This window comes from Burkholderia sp. E168m22 (assembly GCF_001319805.1).
Lineage (GTDB): Bacteria > Pseudomonadota > Gammaproteobacteria > Burkholderiales > Burkholderiaceae > Burkholderia > Burkholderia orbicola.
Window position 1 is genome coordinate 1 of sequence record NZ_BBSK01000012.1, and the last position, 20,683, is coordinate 20,683.

Genomic DNA, 20,683 nt, shown 5'->3' on the forward strand with positions numbered 1-20,683 from the left:
GGTCGGGTGCCTTGAAACGCATCGCGGCTCCTGTCGATGAAGGCCTGCCGCCGGCCGGCCGTCGCACACGTCGCGCGGTCAGCGGACGATCTGGCTCGCCTCGTGCACGAGCTGCGCGTACAGCGCGTGCCGCGACGGCGCGATGCGGCCGTCGGCGACGGCTTCGAGAATCGCGCAGCCGGGTTCGTGCAGATGATGACAATTATAGAAACGGCAGTCCGCGAGCAGCGGTCGGAATTCCGGAAACGCGCGCTCGAGGCGGCCTTCCGTCAAGTGATAGAGGCCGAATTCCTGGAAGCCCGGCGAATCGATCAGCGCACCGCCGCCTTCCAGCGGGTACAGGCGCGTGAACGTCGTCGTGTGACGGCCGCTGTTGAGCGCGGCCGAAATCTCGCGGGTTGCGGCTTCGGCATCGGGCACGAGCAGGTTCACGAGCGTGGATTTACCCATCCCGGACTGGCCGAGCAGGATCGTCGAATGGCCGGCCAGGTGCGGCATCAACTGCGCGCGTGCATCGTCCGGCGCACCTTTCACCGACAGCTCGAGCACGTCGTAGCCGAGCGCGCGGTACGGCGCGAGACGCTCGCGCGCGACCGGCAGCGCGGCCGCGACGTCGATCTTGTTCAGCACGACGAGCGGCTTCAGCTCGTTCGCTTCGGCGGCGATCAGCGCACGGCCGAGCAGATCCTCGCTGAAATAGGGCTCGGTCGCGAGCACGATCAGCAACTGGTCGAGGTTTGCCGCGAACAGCTTCGACTTGAACTGGTCGGAGCGGTACAGCAGGTTACGCCGTTCGCCGATCTCCACGATCACGCCCTGGTCGGCCGACGCGAGTTCGTATGCGACGCGGTCGCCGACCGCGATGTCGCTCTTCTTGCCGCGCGGGAAGCATTGCAGCATCGGGCCGCCGTCGTCGGGGGCGACGATGTAGTGGCGGCCGTGCGCCGCGATCACGCGGCCTTCGGCCCGTTGCGCGCCCGATGCGCGCGGGGCCGGCTTGCGGGAAGTCGGCCGGCTCATGCGTGCTGCAGCAGGCGGTCGATCCGCTGCGACGCGGGCGGATGCGAGTAGTAGAAAGCCGTGTAGACGGGGTCGGGCGTCAGCGTCGACGCGTTGTCCTCGTAGAGTTTCACGAGCGCGCTGACGAGATCCTGCGCGTCGGTCTGGCTGGCCGCGAACGCGTCGGCCTCGAATTCATGCTTGCGCGACGTGAGGCTGCTGAACGGCGTCGCGAAGAACAGGAATACCGGAATCGCGAGGAAAAACAGGATGAGCGCGGCGCCTGCGTTGCTGGTGTCGAGCGACGGCGTGACGCCGAGCCCCGTGTAGAACCACGTGCGTTGCGCGAGCCAGCCGAGCAGCGCGAGCAGCACGAGGCTCAGCACGAACGACACGAGCATCCGCTTCATCACGTGGCGACGCTTGAAGTGGCCGAGTTCATGCGCGAGTACGGCTTCGATCTCCTGGCCGGACAGGCGCGCGAGCAGCGTGTCGAAGAACACGATCCGCTTCGATGCGCCGAAGCCCGTGAAGTATGCGTTGCCGTGCGCGGAGCGGCGGCTGCCGTCCATCACGAACAGCCCCTTGGCCGCAAAGCCGCAGCGCTTCATCAGCGACTCGATGCGCGAGCGCAGCGCGTCGTCCTTCAGCGGCTCGAACTTGTTGAAAAGCGGCGCGATGAAGGTCGGGTAGATCAGCAGCACGAGCATCTGGAACGCGACCCACACGATCCAGGTCCACAGCCACCACAGGCTGCCGGCCTGGTTCATCAGCCACAGCACGACGAACAGCAGCGGCAGGCCGAGCACGGCGCCGAGCAGCGAATTCTTCAGCATGTCGGTGAAGAACAGCCGCTTCGTCATCCGGTTGAAGCCGAAACGCTGCTCGATGCCGAACTGGCGGTAATACTCGAACGGGACGTCGATCACGCCCGTGATCACGAGCACCGCGGCGACCAGCGCGACCTGCTGCCCGTAGCCGCGGCCAAGCCAGCCGGTCAGCAGCGTGTCGAGCGCGCCGACGCCGCCGAGCAGCGTGAGGCCGACCAGCACGGCCGCGCTGACGACGATCTCGAGCATCGTCAGCCGGGTGCGCTCGACCGTGTAGTCGGCCGCGCGCTGGTGGGCGGTCAGCGGGATGGTGGCGCTGAATTGCGCGGGCACGCCGTTGCGGTGCGCGGCGACGAAGCGGATCTGCCGCGACGCGAGCCACAGCTTGGTGACGACCATCGCGAGTACGGCGATCGCGAACAGCAGGGTGAACGAAAAGGGTGACATCGAAGGCGCCAAAGGGTTCTATGCGAGAATTATATGTTCTTGCGGACCGGCCTCGCTGATGCGATGCCGGCCGCCCGGGCGGCGCTGCATCGGCGAGGCCCGGTCCGCCATTTGCCAGGATGAATCATGACCGATACCGCCGCTTCCGCCAGCCAGCCCGCGCTCGTGCGCAACGAGTTGAACCTCGTCTGGCTCGACATGGAGATGACGGGCCTCGACCCGGATAACGACCGCATCATCGAGATCGCGGTCGTCGTGACCAATTCCACGCTCGACATCGCTGTCGAGGGCCCGGTGTTCGCGATCCACCAGAGCGACGAGACGCTCGCGAAGATGGACGACTGGAACAAGTCGACGCACGGCCGCTCGGGCCTGATCGACCGCGTGCGCGCATCGACCGTGACCGAGGCGGAAGCCGCCGCGCAGTTGCAGGCGTTCCTCGCGCAGTACGTGTCGCCCGGCAAGTCGCCGATGTGCGGCAACTCGATTTGCCAGGACCGCCGCTTCATGGCGCGCTGGATGCCGGAATTCGAGCGATTCTTCCACTACCGCAACCTCGACGTCAGCACGCTCAAGGAGCTGTGCCGCCGCTGGCAGCCGGCCATCTACAAGGGTTTCCAGAAGCGGGCGATGCACACGGCGCTCGCGGACATCCACGAGTCGATCGACGAGCTGAAGTACTACCGCGAGCATTTTCTGATTCCGGCCGCGTCGGTGTCGGCAGGCGAGTCCGCGCCGGCCGCCTGAGCGGGCCGGCACGCGCGCCGCGCTCGGCCAACGCTCAGCGCCGCGCGCTTTTCGGCCGGAACGCCGCGACCACCGCGGCGTCGGTCTCGATATACGGGCCGCCGATCAGGTCGATGCAGTACGGCACCGCGGCGAAGATGCCGGGCACGGTCGACTTGCCGTCGGCATCGCGCAGCCCTTCGAGCGTTTCCTGGATCGACTTCGGCTGGCCGGGCAGGTTGATGATCAGCGCCGCATGGTCGGCCGTTTCGCGGATCACCGCGACCTGCCGCGACAGGATCGCGGTCGGCACGAAGTTCAGGCTGATCTGCCGCATCTGTTCGCCGAATCCCGGCATTTCCTTCGTCGCCACGGCCAGCGTCGCCTCGGGCGTCACGTCGCGGCGCGCGGGGCCGGTGCCGCCCGTCGTCAGCACGAGGTCGCAGCCGGCGACGTCGACGAGTTCGGTCAGCGTGGCCGAGATCGTCGGCGCGTCGTCCTGGATCAGGCGCGTTTCGGCGCGCCACGGCGAAACCAGCGTGCCGGCGAGCCATTCCTGCAGCGCCGGAATGCCCTTGTCTTCGTAGACCCCCGTACTCGCGCGATCGCTGATCGACACGAGGCCGACCACGAGCTCGTCCGGATGGTTACGCTTCGTCGTCATGGTCGTCTCCGGCGTCGTCGGCCGCTTCGTCGTCGCTGTCGGACGCGCCGCCCGCGGCCTTGATCCACTGGAACAGCTCGCGGAAATAGCGCGGCGGCTTGCCTTGCTGCGCTTCCTTGCGCGCGTTGCGGATCAGCGTGCGGCCTTCCTGGATATCGGCGTCGGGGTGCTGGCGCAGGAATTCGGTCAGCGCGTCGTCGCTCGCGAGCAGTTGCTCGCGCGTGCGCTCGATCCAGTGCAGGCGGGCGGTGGCGGCCTTGTTCACGCCGCGTTGCGCGTCGAGCGCGGTGCGCAGCGCGGCCGTTTCGTCGTCGGTCAGCGAGCGCATCACGCGGCCGACGTACTGAAGCTGGCGGCGCTTGCCTTCGTGATCGGTGATCCGGCGGGCTTCGCGCACGGCGTCCCCGAGACTTTCGGGCATCGGCATGCGCTTCAGTGCGTCTTTCGGCAGGTCGACGAGCGCCTGGCCGAGCACCTGCAGCTCGTGCATTTCGCGCTTCAACTGGGATTTGCTGGGGCGATCGTAGCCGTTGTCGTCCTCTTCGGCGACAGGCTCGATCGGCTGGATTCGGGTTTTGCGTGTCATGGGCGGCATTGTATCGCGGCGCGGACACCCCAAGCTTGTCTGTGCGCGGCCCCGGACCTTGCTATGATCGCGGGATACGCAACATTTTGACCATGCGGGCGCCCGCCCGCCACCGGATACCAAGACGATGGCAGCCAATCTCGACGTACAAGCGCGCTATTTCCCGCACACGCAGGACCAGCTCAAGGAAATCGCGTCGGACATCCTTCGCCATGCGAAGGCGCTCGGCGCGACCGACGCCGCGACCGAAATCTCCGAGGGCGACGGCCTGTCGGTGTCGGTGCGCCGCGGCGAAGTCGAAACGATCGAGCACAACCGCGACAAGATGGTCGGCGTCACCGTGTTCATCGGCAAGAAGCGCGGCAACGCGAGCACGTCGGACTTCTCGCCGGCCGCGATCAAGGATACCGTCGCCGCCGCGTACAACATCGCGCGCTTCACGGCCGAGGACGAAGCGGCCGGCCTCGCCGAGGCCGAGCTGCTCGAAACCGACCCGCGCGACCTCGATCTGTACCACCCGTGGGCGCTGAGCGCCGACGAGGCCGTCGAGCTCGCCCGCCGCGCGGAAGACGCCGCGTTCGCGGTCAGCCCGCAGATTCGCAATTCGGAAGGCGCGAGCGTGTCGGCGCAGCACTCGCAGTTCGTGCTGGCGACGTCGCGCGGCTTCCTCGCCGGCTATCCGTACTCGCGCCACTACATCGCATGCGCGCCGATCGCGGGTAGCGGCCGTCACATGCAGCGCGACGACTGGTATTCGTCGAAGCGCAGCGCGATCGATCTCGCCGCGCCCGAAGCGGTGGGCCGTTACGCGGCCGAACGCGCGCTTGCGCGGATGGGCGCGCGCCGTCTCGACACGCGCAAGGTGCCCGTGCTGTTCGAGGCGCCGCTCGCGGCCGGCCTGCTCGGCGCATTCGTGCAGGCGGTGAGCGGCGGCGCGCTGTATCGCAAGACGTCGTTCCTCGTCGACAGCCTCGGCAAGCCGGTGTTCGCGCCGCACATCCAGGTCGTCGAGGATCCGCACGTGCCGCGCGCGATGGGCAGCGCGCCGTTCGACGAGGAAGGCGTGCGCACGCGGGCGCGCAGCGTCGTGAAGGACGGTGTCGTCGAAGGCTATTTCCTGTCGACCTATTCGGCACGCAAGCTCGGCACGCAAACCACCGGCAACGCGGGCGGCTCGCACAACCTCGCGCTGCGCAGCTCGAACACGCAGGCGGGCGACGATTTCGACGCGATGCTGAAGAAGCTCGGCACGGGTCTGCTGCTGACCGAGCTGATGGGGCAGGGCGTGAACTACGTGACGGGCGACTATTCGCGCGGCGCGGCGGGCTTCTGGGTGGAGAACGGCGTGATCCAGTATCCGGTCGAGGAAATCACCGTTGCCAGCACGCTGCAGGAGATGTTCCGCCATATCGTCGCGATCGGTGCGGATTCGCTCGTGCGCGGCACGAAGGAAACCGGCTCGGTGCTGATCGAGCAGATGACGATCGCAGGGCAGTAAGCCGCACGCGGCGCAGGCCGCCAGGAAACGACAAAGCCCGACCGGCGCGAGCCGGTCGGGCTTTTTTCATCGTGCGAAGAAGTCGTCAGTCGCGCTTGCGCGTGTAGACGACGAACGCATAGCCGAACGTGTTGGGCGCGGCAGCCTGATGCGCGTCGCGCGAGACTTCCTGCCAGTGCGCGGTATCGGGCGCCGGGAACGATGCGTCGCCGTCGAAGTCGGCGTCGATCTCGGTGACGATCAGCTTGTCGGCGAGCATGAGACCTTCCGCATAGAGTTGCGCACCGCCGATCAGGAATGCCTCGGGCACCCCGTCGCGTGCGGCGAGCGCCAGCGCATCGGTGAGCGACGTGACCGTGTCGCAGCCTTCGAAACGGCGCGTGGCGTCGCGCGTGACGACGATGTTGCGGCGGCCCGGCAGCGGACGGCCGATCGACTCGTGGGTCTTGCGGCCCATCACGATCGGCGCGCCCATCGTCGTGCGCTTGAAGAACGCGAGATCCTCCGGAAGTTTCCAGGGCAACTGGTTGTCGCGGCCGATGATGCCGTTGCGGGCACGCGCGACGATCAGGGTCAACGTCGTCATGAAGGTCGGGGAAGAGGGAAACGGAATGGGGCCGATTTTACCGGAACGGTGGCGCGCACCGGATTTCCCGCATCCACATGGGCGTCGGCGCTTCTAGTGCGATGCGCCGTGCGTCGCGACGCGTGATGTCTCGCGTCGCGACGACCGTCCGAATAAAAAGAGTGCCCGCCGGGGGACGGAGCACAAAAACGTTTTATGTCGCGAGATCGGCGATACCGGTTCCGCTCGATGGCATCCCGTTCGACCGGATCGTCAGTTCAATATGTCATCCTGATTGAATTGAGGCGGCGAATATTCAGGGATGCGTATTGCCTCGCGCGTTGCCTTCCAGAGCATGCCGGATGTCGCCCGATTGCGGCGCCGGTAGCGGCATCGGCAACAGGGGCGGCGGCGGGAGTTCGTCCCACAGCGTCACGGAGGCCTGGGCGGCCGGCAACGGTTGCGGCGCCGACACGGCCACGATACCGAACCCGTTGGCTTGCACGACGCGCGGCGTGCTTCCGGCGAGCAGCACGGTGCGATCCGGCTGCATGCCTTCATCCGCGCATGCCGGTGCAGGCGGGCCGGCGGCCGAGAGCGCGAGCGTCATCGGCACGAAAGAAAGTAAAAGATGTTTTCGCATGGCGACTGTCTCCGGTCGTTTCCGTATTCAGCGAAATACATGCCACCGTACCGGGACCATTGCCGTCATTGCGATTCGCGCTCGAGTGTTGCGAATGGTGGCCGAAAACGCCTGAAAATGTTTCAGGCCTGAAACGATGGGGCTCGGGAATACTGCTGATTCAATCGACACGCTTCAAGGATGAAAATCGGCGCGTGTGTTGATGACGGAGTCCTTCTGCGCATGCGCTATGTGCAGATGATTGACCTGCGTCGACCTCTCGAGCGATTGGGCCGCATCGCCGTCGGTACTGAAACGGGTTTGTCGTATTCGGTGCCTATAACCAAGTTGTCTTGTCAAAAATTATTGGACGCGAGATAAGCGCCATCATGCGAGGCCTTGTCGTTGCCGCGCATCGGCATGGCGAATCGAGCCACCTCTGGCTGACCCGATTCGATCCTTTTGCACGTGACCTACGTGTGCGGCAATCGTTAGACGGTTGATGAACGGGGTGAGGATATGGGAGCCGATCAGCGGCACGTGATCTACTATTCGCGCGAACCGAACGACGCGTTGCGCGGCCATTTCGACGAATGCGGCTGGCGCGTCGATCTCGCCGAGACCGTGCGCGATGTGCGGCGCGTCGTGCAGCACGGCGTGGCAACCGCCGGCCTGCTCGATTTCTCGCCGGGCTTCAAGCCGTCGGACCTGCGCGAACTCGAATCCTGCCTGAGCATCCAGCACATCGGCTGGATCGCGGCGACGCGGCGCGGCCAGTTGCAGGACGCGACGCTGCGCCATCTCATTCGCGACTATTGCTTCGACTACGTGACGATGCCGTACGAAACGGCGCGGATCGTCGAGACCGTCGGTCATGCGCACGGCATGGTCGCCCTGACCGATCCCGTTGCGCCGCCCGTCGGCGCCGGGCGCAGCGAAGGCGAGATGGTCGGCACCTGCGATGCGATGCTCGGGCTGTTCCGGACGATCCGCCGTGTCGCGGCGACCGACGCGCCGGTGTTCATCTCCGGCGAGTCGGGCACGGGCAAGGAGTTGACGGCGGTCGCGATTCACGAGCGTTCGTCGCGCGCGCAGGCGCCGTTCATCGCGATCAATTGCGGGGCGATACCGTCGACGCTGCTGCAGGCCGAACTGTTCGGCTATGAACGCGGCGCGTTCACCGGCGCGAACCAGCGCAAGATCGGCCGCGTCGAGGCCGCCAACGGCGGCACGCTGTTTCTCGACGAGATCGGCGATTTGCCGCTCGAAAGCCAGGCGAGCCTGTTGCGCTTCCTGCAGGAAGGCAAGATCGAGCGGCTCGGCGCGCACGTGTCGGTGCCGGTCGACGTACGCGTGATTTGCGCGACGCACGTGGACATGGAAGCGGCGCTGCGCGAAGGGCGCTTCCGCGAGGATCTGTTTCACCGGCTGTGCGTGCTGAAGATCGAGGAGCCGCCGTTGCGCGCGCGCGGCAAGGACATCGAGGTGCTCGCGCGTCACATGCTCGAGCGCTTCAAGGGCGATGCGCATCGCCGCCTGCGCGGTTTTTCGCCTGACGCGGTCGCGTCGCTGTACGGCTATTCGTGGCCGGGCAACGTGCGCGAGCTGATCAACCGCGTGCGCCGCGCGATCGTGATGTCGGAAGGCCGGATGATCACCGCGGCCGATCTCGAACTGAACGACTATGCGATGCTCGCGCCGGTATCGCTGCTGGAGGCTCGCGAGGCGGCCGAGCGGCAGGCGATCGAGCAGGCGCTGCTGCGCCATCGCGGCCGTTTTGCCGATGCCGCGCGTGAGCTCGGCGTGTCGCGCGTCACGCTCTACCGGCTGATGTGCGCGCACGGCATGCGCGACCGCGGCGACACGCTGGGAGGGTTTTCGGCGCCATTGCCGGAGCTTCCGCGTCACGCTTGCTAAAATTGGCGGGTACGGCCGCCCCTCGCGGCCGAAGGAACCCGCATGAAACAGTATCTCGATCTCGTTCGTACCATTCTCGATACCGGCACCTGGCAGGAGAACCGCACGGGAATCCGCACCATCAGCATGCCGGGCGCGATGCTGCGCTTCGACCTGCAGCAAGGCTTCCCGGCCGTGACGACCAAGAAGCTCGCGTTCAAGTCCGCGATCGGCGAGCTGGTCGGTTTCCTGCGCGCGTCGCGCAGCGCGGCCGATTTCCGCGCGCTCGGCTGCAAGGTGTGGGATGCGAACGCGAACGAGAACGCGCAGTGGCTCGCGAACCCGTATCGCCAGGGCGTCGACGATCTGGGCGACGTCTACGGCGTGCAATGGCGCCAGTGGCCGGGCTACAAGGTGCTCGATGCGAACGCCGACGCGCAGATCGCCGATGCGACGCGCCGCGGCTTCCGGATCGTCACGCGTTTCGACGAAGACGGCGCGCCGAAGGTGCTGCTGTACAAGGCGATCGACCAGCTGCGCCAGTGTCTGGACACGATCATGGAGAACCCGTCCGATCGCCGCATCCTGTTTCACGCGTGGAATCCGGCCGTGCTCGACCAGATCGCGCTGCCCGCGTGCCATCTGCTTTACCAGTTCCTGCCGAACGCGACGAAGCGCGAGATCTCGCTGTGCCTGTACATCCGCAGCAACGACGTCGGCCTCGGCACGCCGTTCAACCTGACGGAAGGGGCCGCGCTGCTGTCGCTCGTCGGTCGGCTGACGGGCTATACGCCGCGCTGGTTCACGTATTTCATCGGCGACGCGCACATCTACGAGAACCAGCTCGACATGCTGCAGCAGCAGCTCACGCGCGAGCCGTACGAAAGCCCGCGGCTCGAGATTGCCGAGCGCGTGCCCGAGTACGCGAAGACGGGCGTCTATGCGCCGGAATGGCTGGAGCAGGTCGAGCCGTCCGATTTCTCGCTCGTCGGCTATCGGCACCATGAGCCGTTGACTGCGCCGATGGCGGTCTGATCGCGCGGCCGGGGCCGCGCGGCTGCATCGCTCCGCATCCTGCAAAAAGCTCGACCGGTATTCGCCGGTCGAGCCTTTTTGTTTCAGGTTTGCTGCACTTACTGGCGATGCCGTTCCTCGTGGCCGCCCTGCGGCGGCGGATTGCCCGGATGCGGCGCTTCGACGTGCGGCGCCGGCTGCGGCCGTGGTTCCATCCGGGGGGCCGGCATCGACGGGCGCGGCTCCATGCGGGGCGCGGGCTGCGGCTGCGGTCGCGGCTCCATACGCGGCGCCTGCGGCTGCGGCCGCGGCACGTCGTGGACGACAGGTGCCGGCGGACGGTACTCGTTCACGCGCGGCGGCGCGACTTCGCGATGCGGCGCGGGTTGAGCGAAGTCCGGACGCGGTTGCGGCGCGGGGGCGGCCCGTTCCGGTTGCGGCTGCGCATGGCGCGCCGGCGTCGGGAAATCGGGGCGCGGACGCGGTTGCGGAATCTGCGCGGTATGGTCGGGTTGCGGCAGCGTGCGCCGCGCTTCGTTGCGGCCGCCGGGCTGTACGCCCTGCGGTGCCGGCACGCCGTCCGGATGCGGCACCGCGGCGCTGCGCACGGGCGGCAGCGCATTCTGTCCTGCCGCGTGCAGCGCGGTGGGAGGAGCCGCGCGCTGACGCTCCATCGGCGTGTGAGGCTGCATCCACGCAGGCGACGGCGTGTTGGCTGCGTGCGCATTACCGGTCCCCGGCGGGGCGTTGTTCGCTTCCGGCGGATGTGGAACGCCATTGCCAGGCGCGAACGCCTGATGCGGCATCGGGTTGCCGGGCGCCCGCGGCGTGCCGCCGTTGTCGAAACGCGGTGCGTTGGGCGTTTCGCCGTTCGCCGGCCGTGCGGCATTCGGCATGCCGGGCACCGGTGCGCCCGGCCGTCCGGCCTGCACGCCGGCCGGCTGGCCCTCGCGCGGTGCGCCGGCCGGCTGGACGACGGGGCCGTGCGGATTCACGAGCTGCACGTTGTGCATCGCCCAGGCGCCGCCGCCCGGCTTGCCCGGCACGCGGACCGGGCGAGCCGTATAGTCGGCCGGCACGTTCGTCTTCACGACGGGCGCGCCGGCACCCGGCACGCGCCCGCCTTGCTGCGCGAGGTGGGCGGCGGCCTGATCGCGATACGCAGGCGGCACGGCCGGATTGCGCGTCGCGACGTACGGGTGTTGCGCGAGCGCCGCTGGCGGACGGTAGCTGGCATTGCGCAGCCCGCCGGTGAAGCTCTGGCGCACCGGCGCGATGCCGGGTGTGCCCGGCGTGACGTGCGCGTTGCGCCATTGCTGCGGATCGACGTGCTGCGAGAAGTGCGCGACCGGCTGGCCGTGCACGAACGCGGCGGCCGGCACGGCCGTGATCGCGTGCGGCGCGCGGAAGTTCACGTACGTCTTGTTGATGTTGGTGATATTGGTGATGTTCGTCACGTTCACGGTTTTGTTCACGTTGACGTTGTTCACCACGATGTTGCGGTTGACGCGGTCGTAGTAGTGCGGGCTCCAGCCGCCCCAGCCGGGATGCCATGGCTCGCCCGGGCCGAGCGCGAACCATGCGCAGCCGGCCGCGGCGACGCCGCCGACCGTCAGCGCCACATTCCAGTCGGAACCGCCGCCGCCCCCGCCGCCCACGAACGCGACGAGCGCCGGCGCATAGACGGGCGGCTGGCTCACTGCCATCGGGCCGGGTACCCATGCCCAGCTGTCGTCCACGTACGCCCAGCGGCCGTAGTGATACGGCGCGAAGCCCCACGGTGCGTCGTCGACCCAGGTCCAGCCCCACGGCGCCTGCCAGATCCAGTGGCCGTCGTGGTACGGCGCCCAGTCGGCCGGCGTGTCGTTCGGCACCCATACCGCGCCGTAATTCGGGGTTTCGCGCCACGTGCCGTTCGCGTCGAGATCCTGGTAGCCGGGAATGTCGCGGGACACGTAGCGGGCCGACACCGAGCGCGCTTCGGCCGCGTCGCGGCTGGCGGCCCACTGGTCGAGCGCGTCGGGGCCCGGTGCGGGCGATTGCTGCGCGACCTGCAGGTCGGTGCCGGTGAAGACGACCTGCTGGCCGGGCGCCAGCGGATACTGGCCGTTGCTGCCGTAGACGGTCGCGCTGCCGCTGCGCACCGTTACCGTCGTGCTCGCGCCGTTCGGCGCGACATCGACGCGATAGTCGCCGGGGCCGGTGATGCCGAGCGCGAGGTTCGGCGTGTCGATTTCGTATGATCCGCCGGCCGGCAGATCGCGCACGTGCGTCGACACGGTGCCGAGCCCCACCTTCAATTGCGTCGTCGTGTCGTCGAGGTTCAGCACCGACAGGCTCGTCGATTCGCCGAGCCGCACCGCCGTCGAGCCGATGTGCAGTTCCGAGCGCGCGCCGGCATCGTTCCACAGCTGGTCGCCGGTCGTCAGCGGGCGGTTCACCGCCGCATACGACCACCCATCGGTGCCGGCCGGTTCGGTCGTCACGGCGCCCGACAGGTAATTGAGCCGCGCGACGCGCCCGGGCGGATCGCCGCCCGGTTGCCGTGCCGCGGCCATATTCGGCGGTGCATCGGCCGATTGCGCGAAGGCGGGCGGCAGCGCCGCCAGCGCGACGAACGCGAGCAGCGTATAGCGGGCGGTGCGCTTGAGCGTGAACAGGGGGGCCATGGTGAACGTCATCGTTGTGATCGCGGCGCGTCGATTCGTGCCGTCCAGTTCACGATATCCGCTTGGCCTGTTTCAAGGCACGGTGTTTTGTAAATCGAATGGCACGCGATGTAACAAAACCTGTCCATCGCGCGCCGTTGTCGTGCAGCTGCAATGCCGGCGTCAAGCGGACGTAAGCCACGCGTCGAAAACCTGCTGCCCGGGCACCGTGACGCGCAGCACGCGCGGGCGGGCAGCGCGTTCGATCCAGCCGTGGGCACAGAAGCTGTCGAGCAGCGCCGCGCCGAGGGCGCCGCCGAGATGCGAGCGCCGTTCGCTCCAGTCGAGACAGCCGCACGCGAAGCGGCGTCGGCGCGCGCGCTGCTGCGCGACGTCGATGCCCCATTGCGCGAGCGCCTGCGTGCCGAGCTCGGTGGTGTCGATCGCGTCGCCGTTGGCGAGCAGCCAGCCACGCGCGGTGAGGCCGTCGAAGATGCGTACCGCGAGTTCGCCGGCCATGTGGTCGTAGCAGGTACGTGCGTAGCGCAGTTCGGCCGGGACCGCGCGCGACGGCGGCGGAACCGGGCGATGCGGCGCGGCCGCGCGGGCGACGTTCGCCAGCGCTTCGAGCGAGGCCGCGATGTCGGCCGACGCAATGCGGTAGTAGCGATGCCGGCCGCGTACGTCCAAGGCCAGCAGGCCGCCCTCGGTCAGGCGCGCGAGGTGCGCGCTGGCCGCGGACGGCGACAGCCCCGCGATCATCGTCAGCTCGCCGGCCGGCCGTGCGCTGCCGTCCATCAGCACCCACAGCATCGCGGCGCGGCCCGGATCGGCGATCAGCGCGCCGATGCGGCTCAGGCCCGGAAAATGGTGGTCGTCTTGGTCAGTCATCGTCGTGTCTCGTCGAGCGGGATGAGAGGCAGTGTAGTTCGTGTGCGCATTCGATGTTTCGCTTCCGGATGAAATGTCGGATGCAGCGGTTTTGACGCCGTGGCCGGCCGGATCGCGGCCCATCGCGGGCCACGCGTAGAATGGCCGGACGCGGCGGCAACGGGCCGCCGCATGTGACGCGATGCAACGATGAAGACGATTTTCTGCATGTTGGCGGCCGCGCTCGTCTGCGCGGCCTGTGCGCAGGGTGGCGCGAGTGCGGCCGGCGAGCGCGGCGGCAGTATCGAGATGTACGGGACGATCGACCAGGGCATCACGGTGCGCCGCTGACGGGCGCCGTTCGCGCGCGAGCCGGCATGGCCGCCGCAGCCCCGCCACGCGGGGCTTGCCGCGCCGCGTTGCCGCAGTGCAACGTATAATGGCCCGATCACAGCGCCCCTGCCGCCTGGAGCCACAACAATGCCCCAACCGTCCCCCGTGCCGGCCGCCCTCGACCGTACCGAAACCGTATTCCGCTTCCTTGCCGAGCCTTCGTCCGTGAACTTCGGCGGCAAGGTGCATGGCGGCGCGCTGATGAAGTGGATCGACGAGGTCGCGTATGCGTGCGCGGCCGTCTGGTCGAGCCGCTATTGCGTGACGGTCAGCGTCGGCAACATCCGTTTCCAGCGTCCGATCCTGGTCGGCAATCTGGTCGAGCTGAAGGCGCGCGTCGTCGCGACGGGCCGGACCAGCATGCACATCCATGTGTCGGTGCACGCCGGCGATCCGAAGGGCGGTGTGCTGCGCCAGACGACCGACTGCCTCGTCGTGTTCGTCGCGGTCGACGAGAACGGCAACCCGGTGCCGGTGCCGCCGTTCGTGCCCGAAACCGACGAGCAGAAGGTGCTCGCGAAATATGCGGCCGACGTGCGGGCCGCGCTCGACAAGATCGTCGAGATGAAGCCGGAAGAGGTCGCGAAGGGCGCGGTCTGAGCGCGACGGGCGCCGCGCTCGACGCGCCGCGCCCGCCGTCCTGCCTTTATCGCGTCCCGATCATCTGCTCGGGGCGCACCCATGCATCGAATTCCGCCTCGGTCAGGTAGCCGAGCGCGAGCGCGGCCGCCTTCAGCGTCGTGCCTTCCTTGTGCGCCTTCTTCGCGATCTGCGCGGACTTGTCGTAGCCGATGTGCGGATTGAGCGCCGTCACGAGCATCAGCGATTCGTTCAGCAACAGGTCGATGCGCGAGCGGTTCGGCTCGATGCCCACCGCGCAGTGATCGTTGAAGCTCTGCGCGCCGTCGGCGAGCAGCCGCACCGACTGCAGCACGTTGTGCGCGATCATCGGCCGGAACACGTTCAGCTCGAAGTTGCCGCTCGCGCCGCCGACGTTGACCGCGACGTCATTGCCGAACACCTGGCAGCACAGCATCGTCACGGCTTCCGACTGCGTCGGATTCACCTTGCCCGGCATGATCGAGCTGCCCGGCTCGTTTTCCGGAATCGACAGCTCGCCGAGCCCGCAGCGCGGCCCGCTCGCGAGCCAGCGCACGTCGTTCGCGATCTTCATCAGGCTGGCCGCGACCGTTTTCAGCGCGCCGTGCGCGAACACCAGCGCGTCGGCGGCCGCCATCACCTCGAACTTGCTCGGCGCCGTCACGAACGGCAGCTTCGCGAGCCGGCCGATCTCGTCGGCCACGCGCACTGCGAACTCCGGATGCGCGTTCAGCCCCGTGCCGACCGCGGTGCCGCCGAGCGCGAGCTCGTACAGGTGCGGCAGCGCCGATTCGACGTGACGGATGCCCTGGTCGAGCTGCGCGACGTAGCCGGAGAACTCCTGGCCGAGCGTGAGCGGCGTGGCGTCCTGCAGGTGGGTGCGGCCGATCTTGACGATGTCGGCAAACGCCTTCGACTTCGCGTCGAGCGTCGCGCGCAGCGTGCGCAGCGCCGGCAGCAGGTGGTTGACGATCGCATACGCGGCCGCGATGTGCATCGCGGTCGGGAACACGTCGTTCGACGACTGGCCGCGGTTCACGTCGTCGTTCGGATGAACCTTGCGCGCTTCGCCGCGCTCGCCGCCCAGCAGCTCGCTCGCGCGGTTCGCGATCACCTCGTTGAGGTTCATGTTGGTCTGCGTGCCGGAGCCCGTCTGCCACACCGCCAGCGGGAATTCGCGCGGATGCTTGCCGGCGATGATCTCGTCGGCGGCTTCGATGATCGCGTGTGCCTTGTCGTCGGCGAGCACGCCGAGCGACTGGTTCACGGCCGCCGCGGCGCGCTTGACGATCGCGAGCGCGTGGATCAGCTCGGGCGACTGCTTCTCCGTCGAGATCCGGAAATTCTGCAGCGAGCGCTCGGTCTGCGCGCCCCAGAGCCGGTCGGCCGGCACGGCGATCTCGCCGAACGTGTCGCGTTCCATCCGAACTGCTTCATTCATGATGCACTCCTCCGGGAAAGGGGAAAGGCCGCGCGTCGTCGCGCGGCGTCAGGCGTAATCAGACGTATCGTGAGGCAGTCGCGCCGCTTGCGCGGCGTCTCGAGGGGTTCAACCGACAAGCATAGCGCCGGTCGCGATTTTGCGTCGTGTCGCTCCTGGGGGCGGCGCAAGCTCGTGACGAGCGCGACCAGCCCCTAGCGGGCCGTCGCGATCAGCGAAGTGGTCTTGCGGTGAAAGCGCCAGGCCATCAGCGCGGCGACGCTCGCGAGCCCGGCCGCGAGTCCCCACCACAGGCCGCGCGCGCCGAGGCCCGCGTGGAACGCGAACCAGTAGCCGGTCGGGAAGCCGATGCCCCAGTAGCCAAAGGTCGCGGCGAGCATCGGGATGCGCGTGTCCTTCAGGCCGCGCAGCGCACCCGACGCGACGGTCTGCATGCCGTCGACGATCTGGAACACCGCGGCGATGCCGAGCAGCGACGCGGCGAGTGACACCGTGGCCGCGTTGGCCGGATCGTCGAGATGCAGGTACAGGCCGACGATCGTGTGCGGCGCGACGATCATCACGAGGCCCGACAGCGACATGAAGCCGACGCCGAGCGCCAGCGCGACGAAGCCCGCGTGCCGCGCGGCGACGGGCGAGCCCGCGCCGATCCAGTAGCCGACGCGCACGTTGGCTGCCTGGCCGATCGCAAGCGGCACCATGAACGATACCGACGCGACGTTCAGCGCGATCTGGTGCGCGGCGAGCGACGTCGCGCCCAGCACGCCGACCGTGAGACCGGTGGCGAGGAACAGCGTCGATTCGACCCCGTACGTGATCGCCACCGGCCAGCCTATGCCGATCAGCTCGCCCATCACGGGCAGCTTCGGGCGCGCGGCGGTCACGAAATGGCGGAAGCGCTGCCGGCCGTGCAGCAGCCAGATGAGGGCGAGCGCGGTGAGCCAGATCGTGATCGTCGTCGCGACGGCCGAGCCGAGAAAGCCCAAGCGCGGCAGCCCGAATGCGCCGTGGATCAGCCCGTAGTTCAGCACGCCGTTCACGCCGACGCCGCCGATCGACACCCACAGGAGCCGACGCGCGGCGCCGATCGCGGGCAGGAACGCGCGCATCAGCCCGACGCCGATCAGGCTGCCGAGCGCCGCGTAGCGCAGGATGCCCGTGTATTCGCCGACGTGATGCGCGAGCAGCGGCGGCTCGTGGAACATCAGCAAGATCGGTTCGGCCAGCGACAGCGCGACGATTGCCGGAATCGCGAGCAGCACGGACAGCGCGAAGCCCGTCCAGTAGATGTGCGGCACGCGGTCCTCGGCCTGCGCGCCGCGCGCGTGCGCGACGCTCACGCTGACCGACGACAGCACGCCTTGCAGGATCGTCACGATCACGAAGAAGAAGTTCGCGCCGAGCCCGCCTGCCGCGAGCGAATCGGGGCCGAGCGAACCGAGCAGCACCGTGTCGGTGACGCTCATCGCCATCTGGGAGAGTTGCGCGATCGCGAGCGGTGCGGCGAGGCGCGCGGTATCGGCGGCATGACTGGACAGGGACGGCGGCGCGGCGGCCGTCCGCGTAAGACCGGAATGCGACATGGAATGGGCGCTCGCGCGGGTGCGGGCCCGCGCTATATGTATTTATTTTGAGAGACGGCTAGCTTACGGCTTTATTCGTACCGTGTCGAACGCGTGCGCCGATGGCCATGTCGCGGGCAGGGGGAACCCCGGCGGGCGCTACGCCTCGCGTACCGCGATGCGCGTGTCGCCGAGCAGCACGACCTGGCCCGCGCGGATCTTGCAGGTCTTGCGCAGCTCGACCGCGCCGTCCACTTTCACGGCGCCGGACGCGACGATCAGCTTCGCGGTGCCGCCGCTGTCCGCGAGGCCGGTGATCTTGAGAAGGTTGTGCAGCTCGACGTATTCGCCGGTCAGCGTGAAATCCAGATTGGGCATGACGAGGAAGGTGCGCGATGCGCGGGAGGAAACGCTCCGCATCATACGGCACCAGGGGCCGGCACGCGAGCGTGGGCGGCTGGCGCACGTTGTAAAGGACTGTGAGCGATTCGTCAGCAAATGAAACGGTGGGTAACAGTCTGAGAGATTCGCGAACCGGCCGCGCGGGCCGCGGGTCTTCTGTCGTACCTGCTGCGTGTTGCGGCGGGGAACGCGACGGACCGCATCGCTGCGGACCGGACGCACAACTTCTTGAGGAGAATTGCCATGTCCAAGATTCGTACGATGCTGATCGGTGCCGCGCTGACGGCCTTCGCTACTTCGGCCGCATTCGCCCAGACGGGCACGACGGCGCAAGGCGCGGCCGGTGCCGGCGTGCAGGCGCAGACGCCGGCCGCTGGTGCCGGTGCAGGCGTGCAGGGTGGTGCCGGCGCGAACGCGTCGGGCAATGCGGCGGGCGGTGCGACCGATGCGGTCGGCGCGGCAGCCGATGGCGCGAAGGATACGACGTCGTCGGCCGTCCATTCGACCAAGAAGCATACGAAGCATGCGGCGAAGTCGGCCAAGAGCCATGCGGGTTCGGCCAAGGCGAAGGCCGACGACGCGACCGAAGGCGGCGCATCGGTCGGCGCGCAGGGCGGTGCATCGGCCCAGGGCGCCACGCAGTAAGCGGTGCCCGGCGCTTGTCGCGACGCCTGTTTTCGGACGGCGCGTCGCGACGGGCGATCATCCGGCGGCCCGGTTCGCTTCGCGCGAACCGGGCCATTTTCATCAGGTGATGCGTTCAGCGGGACGCGTGCTTACGGCCGGCGTTGTCCTTGCCCTTGTCCCTGCCCCTGCGGCGGCCGCACGGCAGCAGGGGTGAACACGCTGCGCAGCCATGCGGCGAGCCGCGCGAAGACGTCGTACGGTTCCTCGACGAAGATCTCCGGCTTCAGCAGCCGCAGGTATTCCATGATCTGCTGCGCTTCCTGCTTCTGGAACGAGCCGTGCGCGAGCCCGAGCCGCAGCAGTCCGCGCAGTTCGCCGAGCTTGTCGCGGGCAATGCTGCCGACGCTCATCTCGCACGCGAGCTTGGCCTCGTAGATCCGCTGTCGCAGCGATTCCGCGAGCCGCCACGCAGGCGTCTGCATCAGTTCCTCGAGCGTCTGGATGTCCTGCGCGGCGCCCTTGATCTGCGACGCGAGCGGGTCGATCAGCGACGCATCGCCCTGCGCTTCGGCGACGATCGCCTTCGCCCAGTCGCGGCACGCCTTCGCGAGTTCGTCGGGCGTCCATTCGGAGCGCGACGCGAAGCCGAAGCCGAATTCGCCGGCCTGCCGCATCAGGATCGCGACGACGTCCGGAAATTCCTTGTCGAGCGTGCGCTTGGCCCACGCGTACTGGCCGCCCTGCAGCATCCGCTGCACGGCGTGCTCGGTGAGCGGCACCATGTTGTCGAGCAGCTTGGCGCGCAGGAAATCCTCGAACGACGGCGTCGCGAATTGCGGGTCGAGTTTCAGCGACACGCGGACGAACGCGTCGTAGTCCTTGCGCAGGGACTCGAGCGTGTCGTCCTTGAGGGAAAGGGTGATCTGGCCCATGAATCGTCTCGAGGGGGGCCCGCGCAAGCCGGCGTCGGCACGGCGCACCGGGGCGGGCGCAGCGTCGACTGACCGGTGCGCGCCGGGGCCGGTGGCGGGTCTTCCTCTCCTATATCGGCGCACCGGGCGGAAACTTGAGCGCGCGCGATGGAGCGTGCGCTCAGGTAGCCGGCCAGTGCGGGAGGACGACCCCTTGCCACAGGAAGAACACCACGAGCCCGGCCGCGATCGTCACGAGCGGGCGGCGGGTCGCGGCTGACACGAGCACGGCCGCGAGTGCGCCGACGAGCTGCGGATTGCGCCAGGTCAGCTCGGCCGTGCCGCCGTGCGGCGAGACGGTCATCGGCACGATGATCGCGGTCAGCACGGTGACCGGCACGAAGGCGAGCGCGGTTCGCACGAGCGGCGGGAACGTCAGCCGCTCGCCGAACAGGAACAGCGTCGAGCGGATCGCATACGTGATGACGGCCATCCCGAGGATCAACAGCGCGTAGCTCACGATGCGGCCTCCGAACGAGCGTTGGCGCGCGTGCGATCGTGCCGCAGCGTGAGCACGACGCCGATCGCGACGCCGGCGGCGACCGCGCCGAGCAGCCCGAGCTTGTACGGCCAGCTCTGCCAGAAGTACGCGAGCGTGCCGGCCGTGGCGGCCGCCGCGAAATAGCGCAGCGTGCCGAGCTGCGGGACGACGATCGCGATGAAGGTCGCCGCCATCGCGAAATCGAGGCCGAGCGACTGCAGGCCCGGGAACGCCGCGCCGAAGCCGATGCCCGCGAGCGTCCAGACCTGCCAGTTCAGGTACATCGCGAGCCCGGAGCCGAAAAAGTAGTGGGGGCCGATCGTACCGGGCGGGTAGTGCCGGTAGTGGCCGTAGGCGACCGCGAACACCTCGTCGGTCATCAACGCGCCGAGCGTCGCGCGCCAGCGCAGCGGCAGGTGGGCGACATAGGGCGCGAGCGTCGCGCTGTACAGCAGGTGACGCAGGTTCACGATCAGCGTCGTGGCGAGCACGACGACGAAACTGGCGCTGCCGGCGATCAGGCCGAGCGCGATGAATTGCGCGGAGCCCGCGAACACGGCGAGCGACATCAGTGCGCCGTGCCACGCGGCGAGCGGACCGCCGCCGACGAGCGTGCCGAATATCACGCCGAACGGCGCGGCGCCGATCATCATCGGGATCGTGTCGCGCGCGCCGTCGAGCCATTCGTTGAGCGGGCGGCGCGGGGGTGATGCGGGTGTCTTGTTCAAGAAGCGCTCCTCCATGAGCGGGAGGATAGCGGGCCGGCGGCGAGCCGGCTTGTATGTTCTTGCGCCCGCCGGAGCGGGGCCGGTGCTCACGTGCCGGCCGGCACGGGGCGCGG

Annotated in this window: 21 protein-coding genes; 7 read left to right on the forward strand and 14 right to left on the reverse strand. The window is 68.3% G+C overall.

The features are described 5' to 3' along the window. Positions 1 to 78: 78 nt before the first annotated feature. Entirely contained in the window at positions 79 to 1,020 is a 942-nt protein-coding gene (rsgA, locus tag AP428_RS02660; protein ID WP_006476543.1) for a ribosome small subunit-dependent GTPase A, read from the reverse strand. Then, a complete protein-coding gene (locus AP428_RS02665) occupies positions 1,017 to 2,276 on the reverse strand; it encodes a M48 family metallopeptidase (RefSeq protein ID WP_012328131.1) in 1,260 nt (419 codons plus the stop codon). The genes rsgA and AP428_RS02665 overlap by 4 nt, the downstream gene beginning before the upstream one ends. Before the next feature lie 126 nt (positions 2,277 to 2,402). Between AP428_RS02665 and orn the strand changes: the two genes are divergently transcribed. After that, positions 2,403 to 3,023, forward strand: coding sequence for an oligoribonuclease (gene orn, locus AP428_RS02670; RefSeq protein ID WP_006476541.1), 621 nt, complete (start codon positions 2,403 to 2,405; stop codon positions 3,021 to 3,023). Positions 3,024 to 3,057: 34 nt separating this feature from the next. Here orn and mog read toward each other — a convergent pair whose 3' ends face one another. Both mog and yjgA read right to left on the reverse strand, forming a co-directional pair. Next, positions 3,058 to 3,666 (reverse strand): molybdopterin adenylyltransferase, encoded by a 609-nt coding sequence (gene mog / locus AP428_RS02675; RefSeq protein ID WP_077177999.1) that lies wholly within the window; start codon positions 3,664 to 3,666, stop codon positions 3,058 to 3,060. Then, entirely contained in the window at positions 3,650 to 4,252 is a 603-nt protein-coding gene (gene yjgA / locus AP428_RS02680; RefSeq protein ID WP_272929891.1) for a ribosome biogenesis factor YjgA, read from the reverse strand. Before yjgA ends, mog begins: the two co-directional genes overlap by 17 nt. Before the next feature lie 127 nt (positions 4,253 to 4,379). Between yjgA and pmbA the strand changes: the two genes are divergently transcribed. After that, complete coding sequence (gene pmbA / locus AP428_RS02685) at positions 4,380 to 5,750, forward strand: metalloprotease PmbA (RefSeq protein WP_006476538.1); 1,371 nt, start codon at positions 4,380 to 4,382, stop codon at positions 5,748 to 5,750. Between the two features lie 85 nt (positions 5,751 to 5,835). Here the strand turns inward: pmbA and AP428_RS02690 are convergent, their stop codons facing one another. Beyond that, positions 5,836 to 6,336 carry a dihydrofolate reductase gene (locus tag AP428_RS02690; protein ID WP_054927523.1) on the reverse strand — a complete coding sequence of 167 codons (501 nt, stop codon included), beginning with the start codon at positions 6,334 to 6,336 and terminating at the stop codon, positions 5,836 to 5,838. Between the two features lie 295 nt (positions 6,337 to 6,631). Continuing rightward, positions 6,632 to 6,925 carry a hypothetical protein gene (locus tag AP428_RS02695; protein WP_226292155.1) on the reverse strand — a complete coding sequence of 98 codons (294 nt, stop codon included), beginning with the start codon at positions 6,923 to 6,925 and terminating at the stop codon, positions 6,632 to 6,634. Positions 6,926 to 7,456: 531 nt separating this feature from the next. Here AP428_RS02695 and AP428_RS02700 point away from each other — a divergent pair. Beyond that, positions 7,457 to 8,854, forward strand: a complete 1,398-nt coding sequence (locus AP428_RS02700; protein WP_011544909.1) for a sigma-54 dependent transcriptional regulator — start codon at positions 7,457 to 7,459, stop codon at positions 8,852 to 8,854. A gap of 42 nt (positions 8,855 to 8,896) precedes the next feature. Beyond that, positions 8,897 to 9,868 carry a thymidylate synthase gene (locus AP428_RS02705; RefSeq protein ID WP_006476535.1) on the forward strand — a complete coding sequence of 324 codons (972 nt, stop codon included), beginning with the start codon at positions 8,897 to 8,899 and terminating at the stop codon, positions 9,866 to 9,868. A gap of 98 nt (positions 9,869 to 9,966) precedes the next feature. Here the strand turns inward: AP428_RS02705 and AP428_RS02710 are convergent, their stop codons facing one another. After that, on the reverse strand, positions 9,967 to 12,516 hold the full coding sequence (locus AP428_RS02710) for a DUF6600 domain-containing protein (protein ID WP_054927537.1): 2,550 nt from the start codon (positions 12,514 to 12,516) through the stop codon (positions 9,967 to 9,969). Between the two features lie 162 nt (positions 12,517 to 12,678). Then, complete coding sequence (locus AP428_RS02715) at positions 12,679 to 13,386, reverse strand: helix-turn-helix transcriptional regulator (RefSeq protein ID WP_011544910.1); 708 nt, start codon at positions 13,384 to 13,386, stop codon at positions 12,679 to 12,681. A gap of 189 nt (positions 13,387 to 13,575) precedes the next feature. On the opposite strand from AP428_RS02715, the gene AP428_RS37090 reads away from it, so the two are divergent. Continuing rightward, positions 13,576 to 13,716 carry a hypothetical protein gene (locus AP428_RS37090; protein WP_171984262.1) on the forward strand — a complete coding sequence of 47 codons (141 nt, stop codon included), beginning with the start codon at positions 13,576 to 13,578 and terminating at the stop codon, positions 13,714 to 13,716. A gap of 129 nt (positions 13,717 to 13,845) precedes the next feature. Beyond that, positions 13,846 to 14,358, forward strand: coding sequence for an acyl-CoA thioesterase (locus AP428_RS02720; RefSeq protein ID WP_011544912.1), 513 nt, complete (start codon positions 13,846 to 13,848; stop codon positions 14,356 to 14,358). A gap of 46 nt (positions 14,359 to 14,404) precedes the next feature. On the opposite strand, the gene fumC is transcribed toward AP428_RS02720, so the two are convergent. From fumC to AP428_RS02735, 3 genes are all read right to left on the reverse strand, one after another. Beyond that, positions 14,405 to 15,799 carry a class II fumarate hydratase gene (gene fumC / locus AP428_RS02725; protein WP_011544913.1) on the reverse strand — a complete coding sequence of 465 codons (1,395 nt, stop codon included), beginning with the start codon at positions 15,797 to 15,799 and terminating at the stop codon, positions 14,405 to 14,407. Between the two features lie 194 nt (positions 15,800 to 15,993). Further along, positions 15,994 to 17,382, reverse strand: coding sequence for a multidrug efflux MATE transporter NorM (norM, locus tag AP428_RS02730; RefSeq protein WP_011544914.1), 1,389 nt, complete (start codon positions 17,380 to 17,382; stop codon positions 15,994 to 15,996). Between the two features lie 138 nt (positions 17,383 to 17,520). Further along, positions 17,521 to 17,739 (reverse strand): RNA-binding S4 domain-containing protein, encoded by a 219-nt coding sequence (locus tag AP428_RS02735; protein ID WP_006486208.1) that lies wholly within the window; start codon positions 17,737 to 17,739, stop codon positions 17,521 to 17,523. Positions 17,740 to 18,006: 267 nt separating this feature from the next. On the opposite strand from AP428_RS02735, the gene AP428_RS02740 reads away from it, so the two are divergent. Next, entirely contained in the window at positions 18,007 to 18,408 is a 402-nt protein-coding gene (locus AP428_RS02740; protein WP_011544915.1) for a hypothetical protein, read from the forward strand. 131 nt (positions 18,409 to 18,539) lie between these two features. Here AP428_RS02740 and AP428_RS02745 read toward each other — a convergent pair whose 3' ends face one another. From AP428_RS02745 to AP428_RS02755, 3 genes are all read right to left on the reverse strand, one after another. After that, the gene (locus tag AP428_RS02745; RefSeq protein ID WP_006476530.1) at positions 18,540 to 19,322 is read right to left on the reverse strand and encodes a DUF4088 family protein; all 783 of its coding nucleotides are present in this window, start codon (positions 19,320 to 19,322) and stop codon (positions 18,540 to 18,542) included. A gap of 160 nt (positions 19,323 to 19,482) precedes the next feature. Beyond that, positions 19,483 to 19,821 (reverse strand): AzlD domain-containing protein, encoded by a 339-nt coding sequence (locus AP428_RS02750; protein WP_006476529.1) that lies wholly within the window; start codon positions 19,819 to 19,821, stop codon positions 19,483 to 19,485. Beyond that, the gene (locus tag AP428_RS02755) at positions 19,818 to 20,585 is read right to left on the reverse strand and encodes an AzlC family ABC transporter permease (RefSeq protein ID WP_011694222.1); all 768 of its coding nucleotides are present in this window, start codon (positions 20,583 to 20,585) and stop codon (positions 19,818 to 19,820) included. Before AP428_RS02755 ends, AP428_RS02750 begins: the two co-directional genes overlap by 4 nt. Positions 20,586 to 20,683: the final 98 nt, after the last annotated feature.

Coding starts and splice junctions, on each gene's coding strand:
- rsgA (WP_006476543.1), bottom strand. CDS start 1,020: ATGAGCCGGCCGACTTCCCGCAAGCCGGCCCCGCGCGCATCGGGCGCG.
- mog (WP_077177999.1), bottom strand. CDS start 3,666: ATGACGACGAAGCGTAACCATCCGGACGAGCTCGTGGTCGGCCTCGTG.
- AP428_RS37090 (WP_171984262.1), top strand. CDS start 13,576: ATGAAGACGATTTTCTGCATGTTGGCGGCCGCGCTCGTCTGCGCGGCC.
- AP428_RS02705 (WP_006476535.1), top strand. CDS start 8,897: ATGAAACAGTATCTCGATCTCGTTCGTACCATTCTCGATACCGGCACC.
- AP428_RS02710 (WP_054927537.1), bottom strand. CDS start 12,516: ATGGCCCCCCTGTTCACGCTCAAGCGCACCGCCCGCTATACGCTGCTC.
- AP428_RS02745 (WP_006476530.1), bottom strand. CDS start 19,322: ATGGGCCAGATCACCCTTTCCCTCAAGGACGACACGCTCGAGTCCCTG.
- AP428_RS02715 (WP_011544910.1), bottom strand. CDS start 13,386: ATGACTGACCAAGACGACCACCATTTTCCGGGCCTGAGCCGCATCGGC.
- AP428_RS02695 (WP_226292155.1), bottom strand. CDS start 6,925: ATGACGCTCGCGCTCTCGGCCGCCGGCCCGCCTGCACCGGCATGCGCG.
- AP428_RS02700 (WP_011544909.1), top strand. CDS start 7,457: ATGGGAGCCGATCAGCGGCACGTGATCTACTATTCGCGCGAACCGAAC.
- orn (WP_006476541.1), top strand. CDS start 2,403: ATGACCGATACCGCCGCTTCCGCCAGCCAGCCCGCGCTCGTGCGCAAC.
- norM (WP_011544914.1), bottom strand. CDS start 17,382: ATGTCGCATTCCGGTCTTACGCGGACGGCCGCCGCGCCGCCGTCCCTG.
- AP428_RS02755 (WP_011694222.1), bottom strand. CDS start 20,585: ATGGAGGAGCGCTTCTTGAACAAGACACCCGCATCACCCCCGCGCCGC.
- pmbA (WP_006476538.1), top strand. CDS start 4,380: ATGGCAGCCAATCTCGACGTACAAGCGCGCTATTTCCCGCACACGCAG.
- AP428_RS02690 (WP_054927523.1), bottom strand. CDS start 6,336: ATGACGACGTTGACCCTGATCGTCGCGCGTGCCCGCAACGGCATCATC.
- AP428_RS02735 (WP_006486208.1), bottom strand. CDS start 17,739: ATGCCCAATCTGGATTTCACGCTGACCGGCGAATACGTCGAGCTGCAC.
- yjgA (WP_272929891.1), bottom strand. CDS start 4,252: ATGACACGCAAAACCCGAATCCAGCCGATCGAGCCTGTCGCCGAAGAG.
- AP428_RS02740 (WP_011544915.1), top strand. CDS start 18,007: ATGTCCAAGATTCGTACGATGCTGATCGGTGCCGCGCTGACGGCCTTC.
- AP428_RS02665 (WP_012328131.1), bottom strand. CDS start 2,276: ATGTCACCCTTTTCGTTCACCCTGCTGTTCGCGATCGCCGTACTCGCG.
- fumC (WP_011544913.1), bottom strand. CDS start 15,799: ATGAATGAAGCAGTTCGGATGGAACGCGACACGTTCGGCGAGATCGCC.
- AP428_RS02720 (WP_011544912.1), top strand. CDS start 13,846: ATGCCCCAACCGTCCCCCGTGCCGGCCGCCCTCGACCGTACCGAAACC.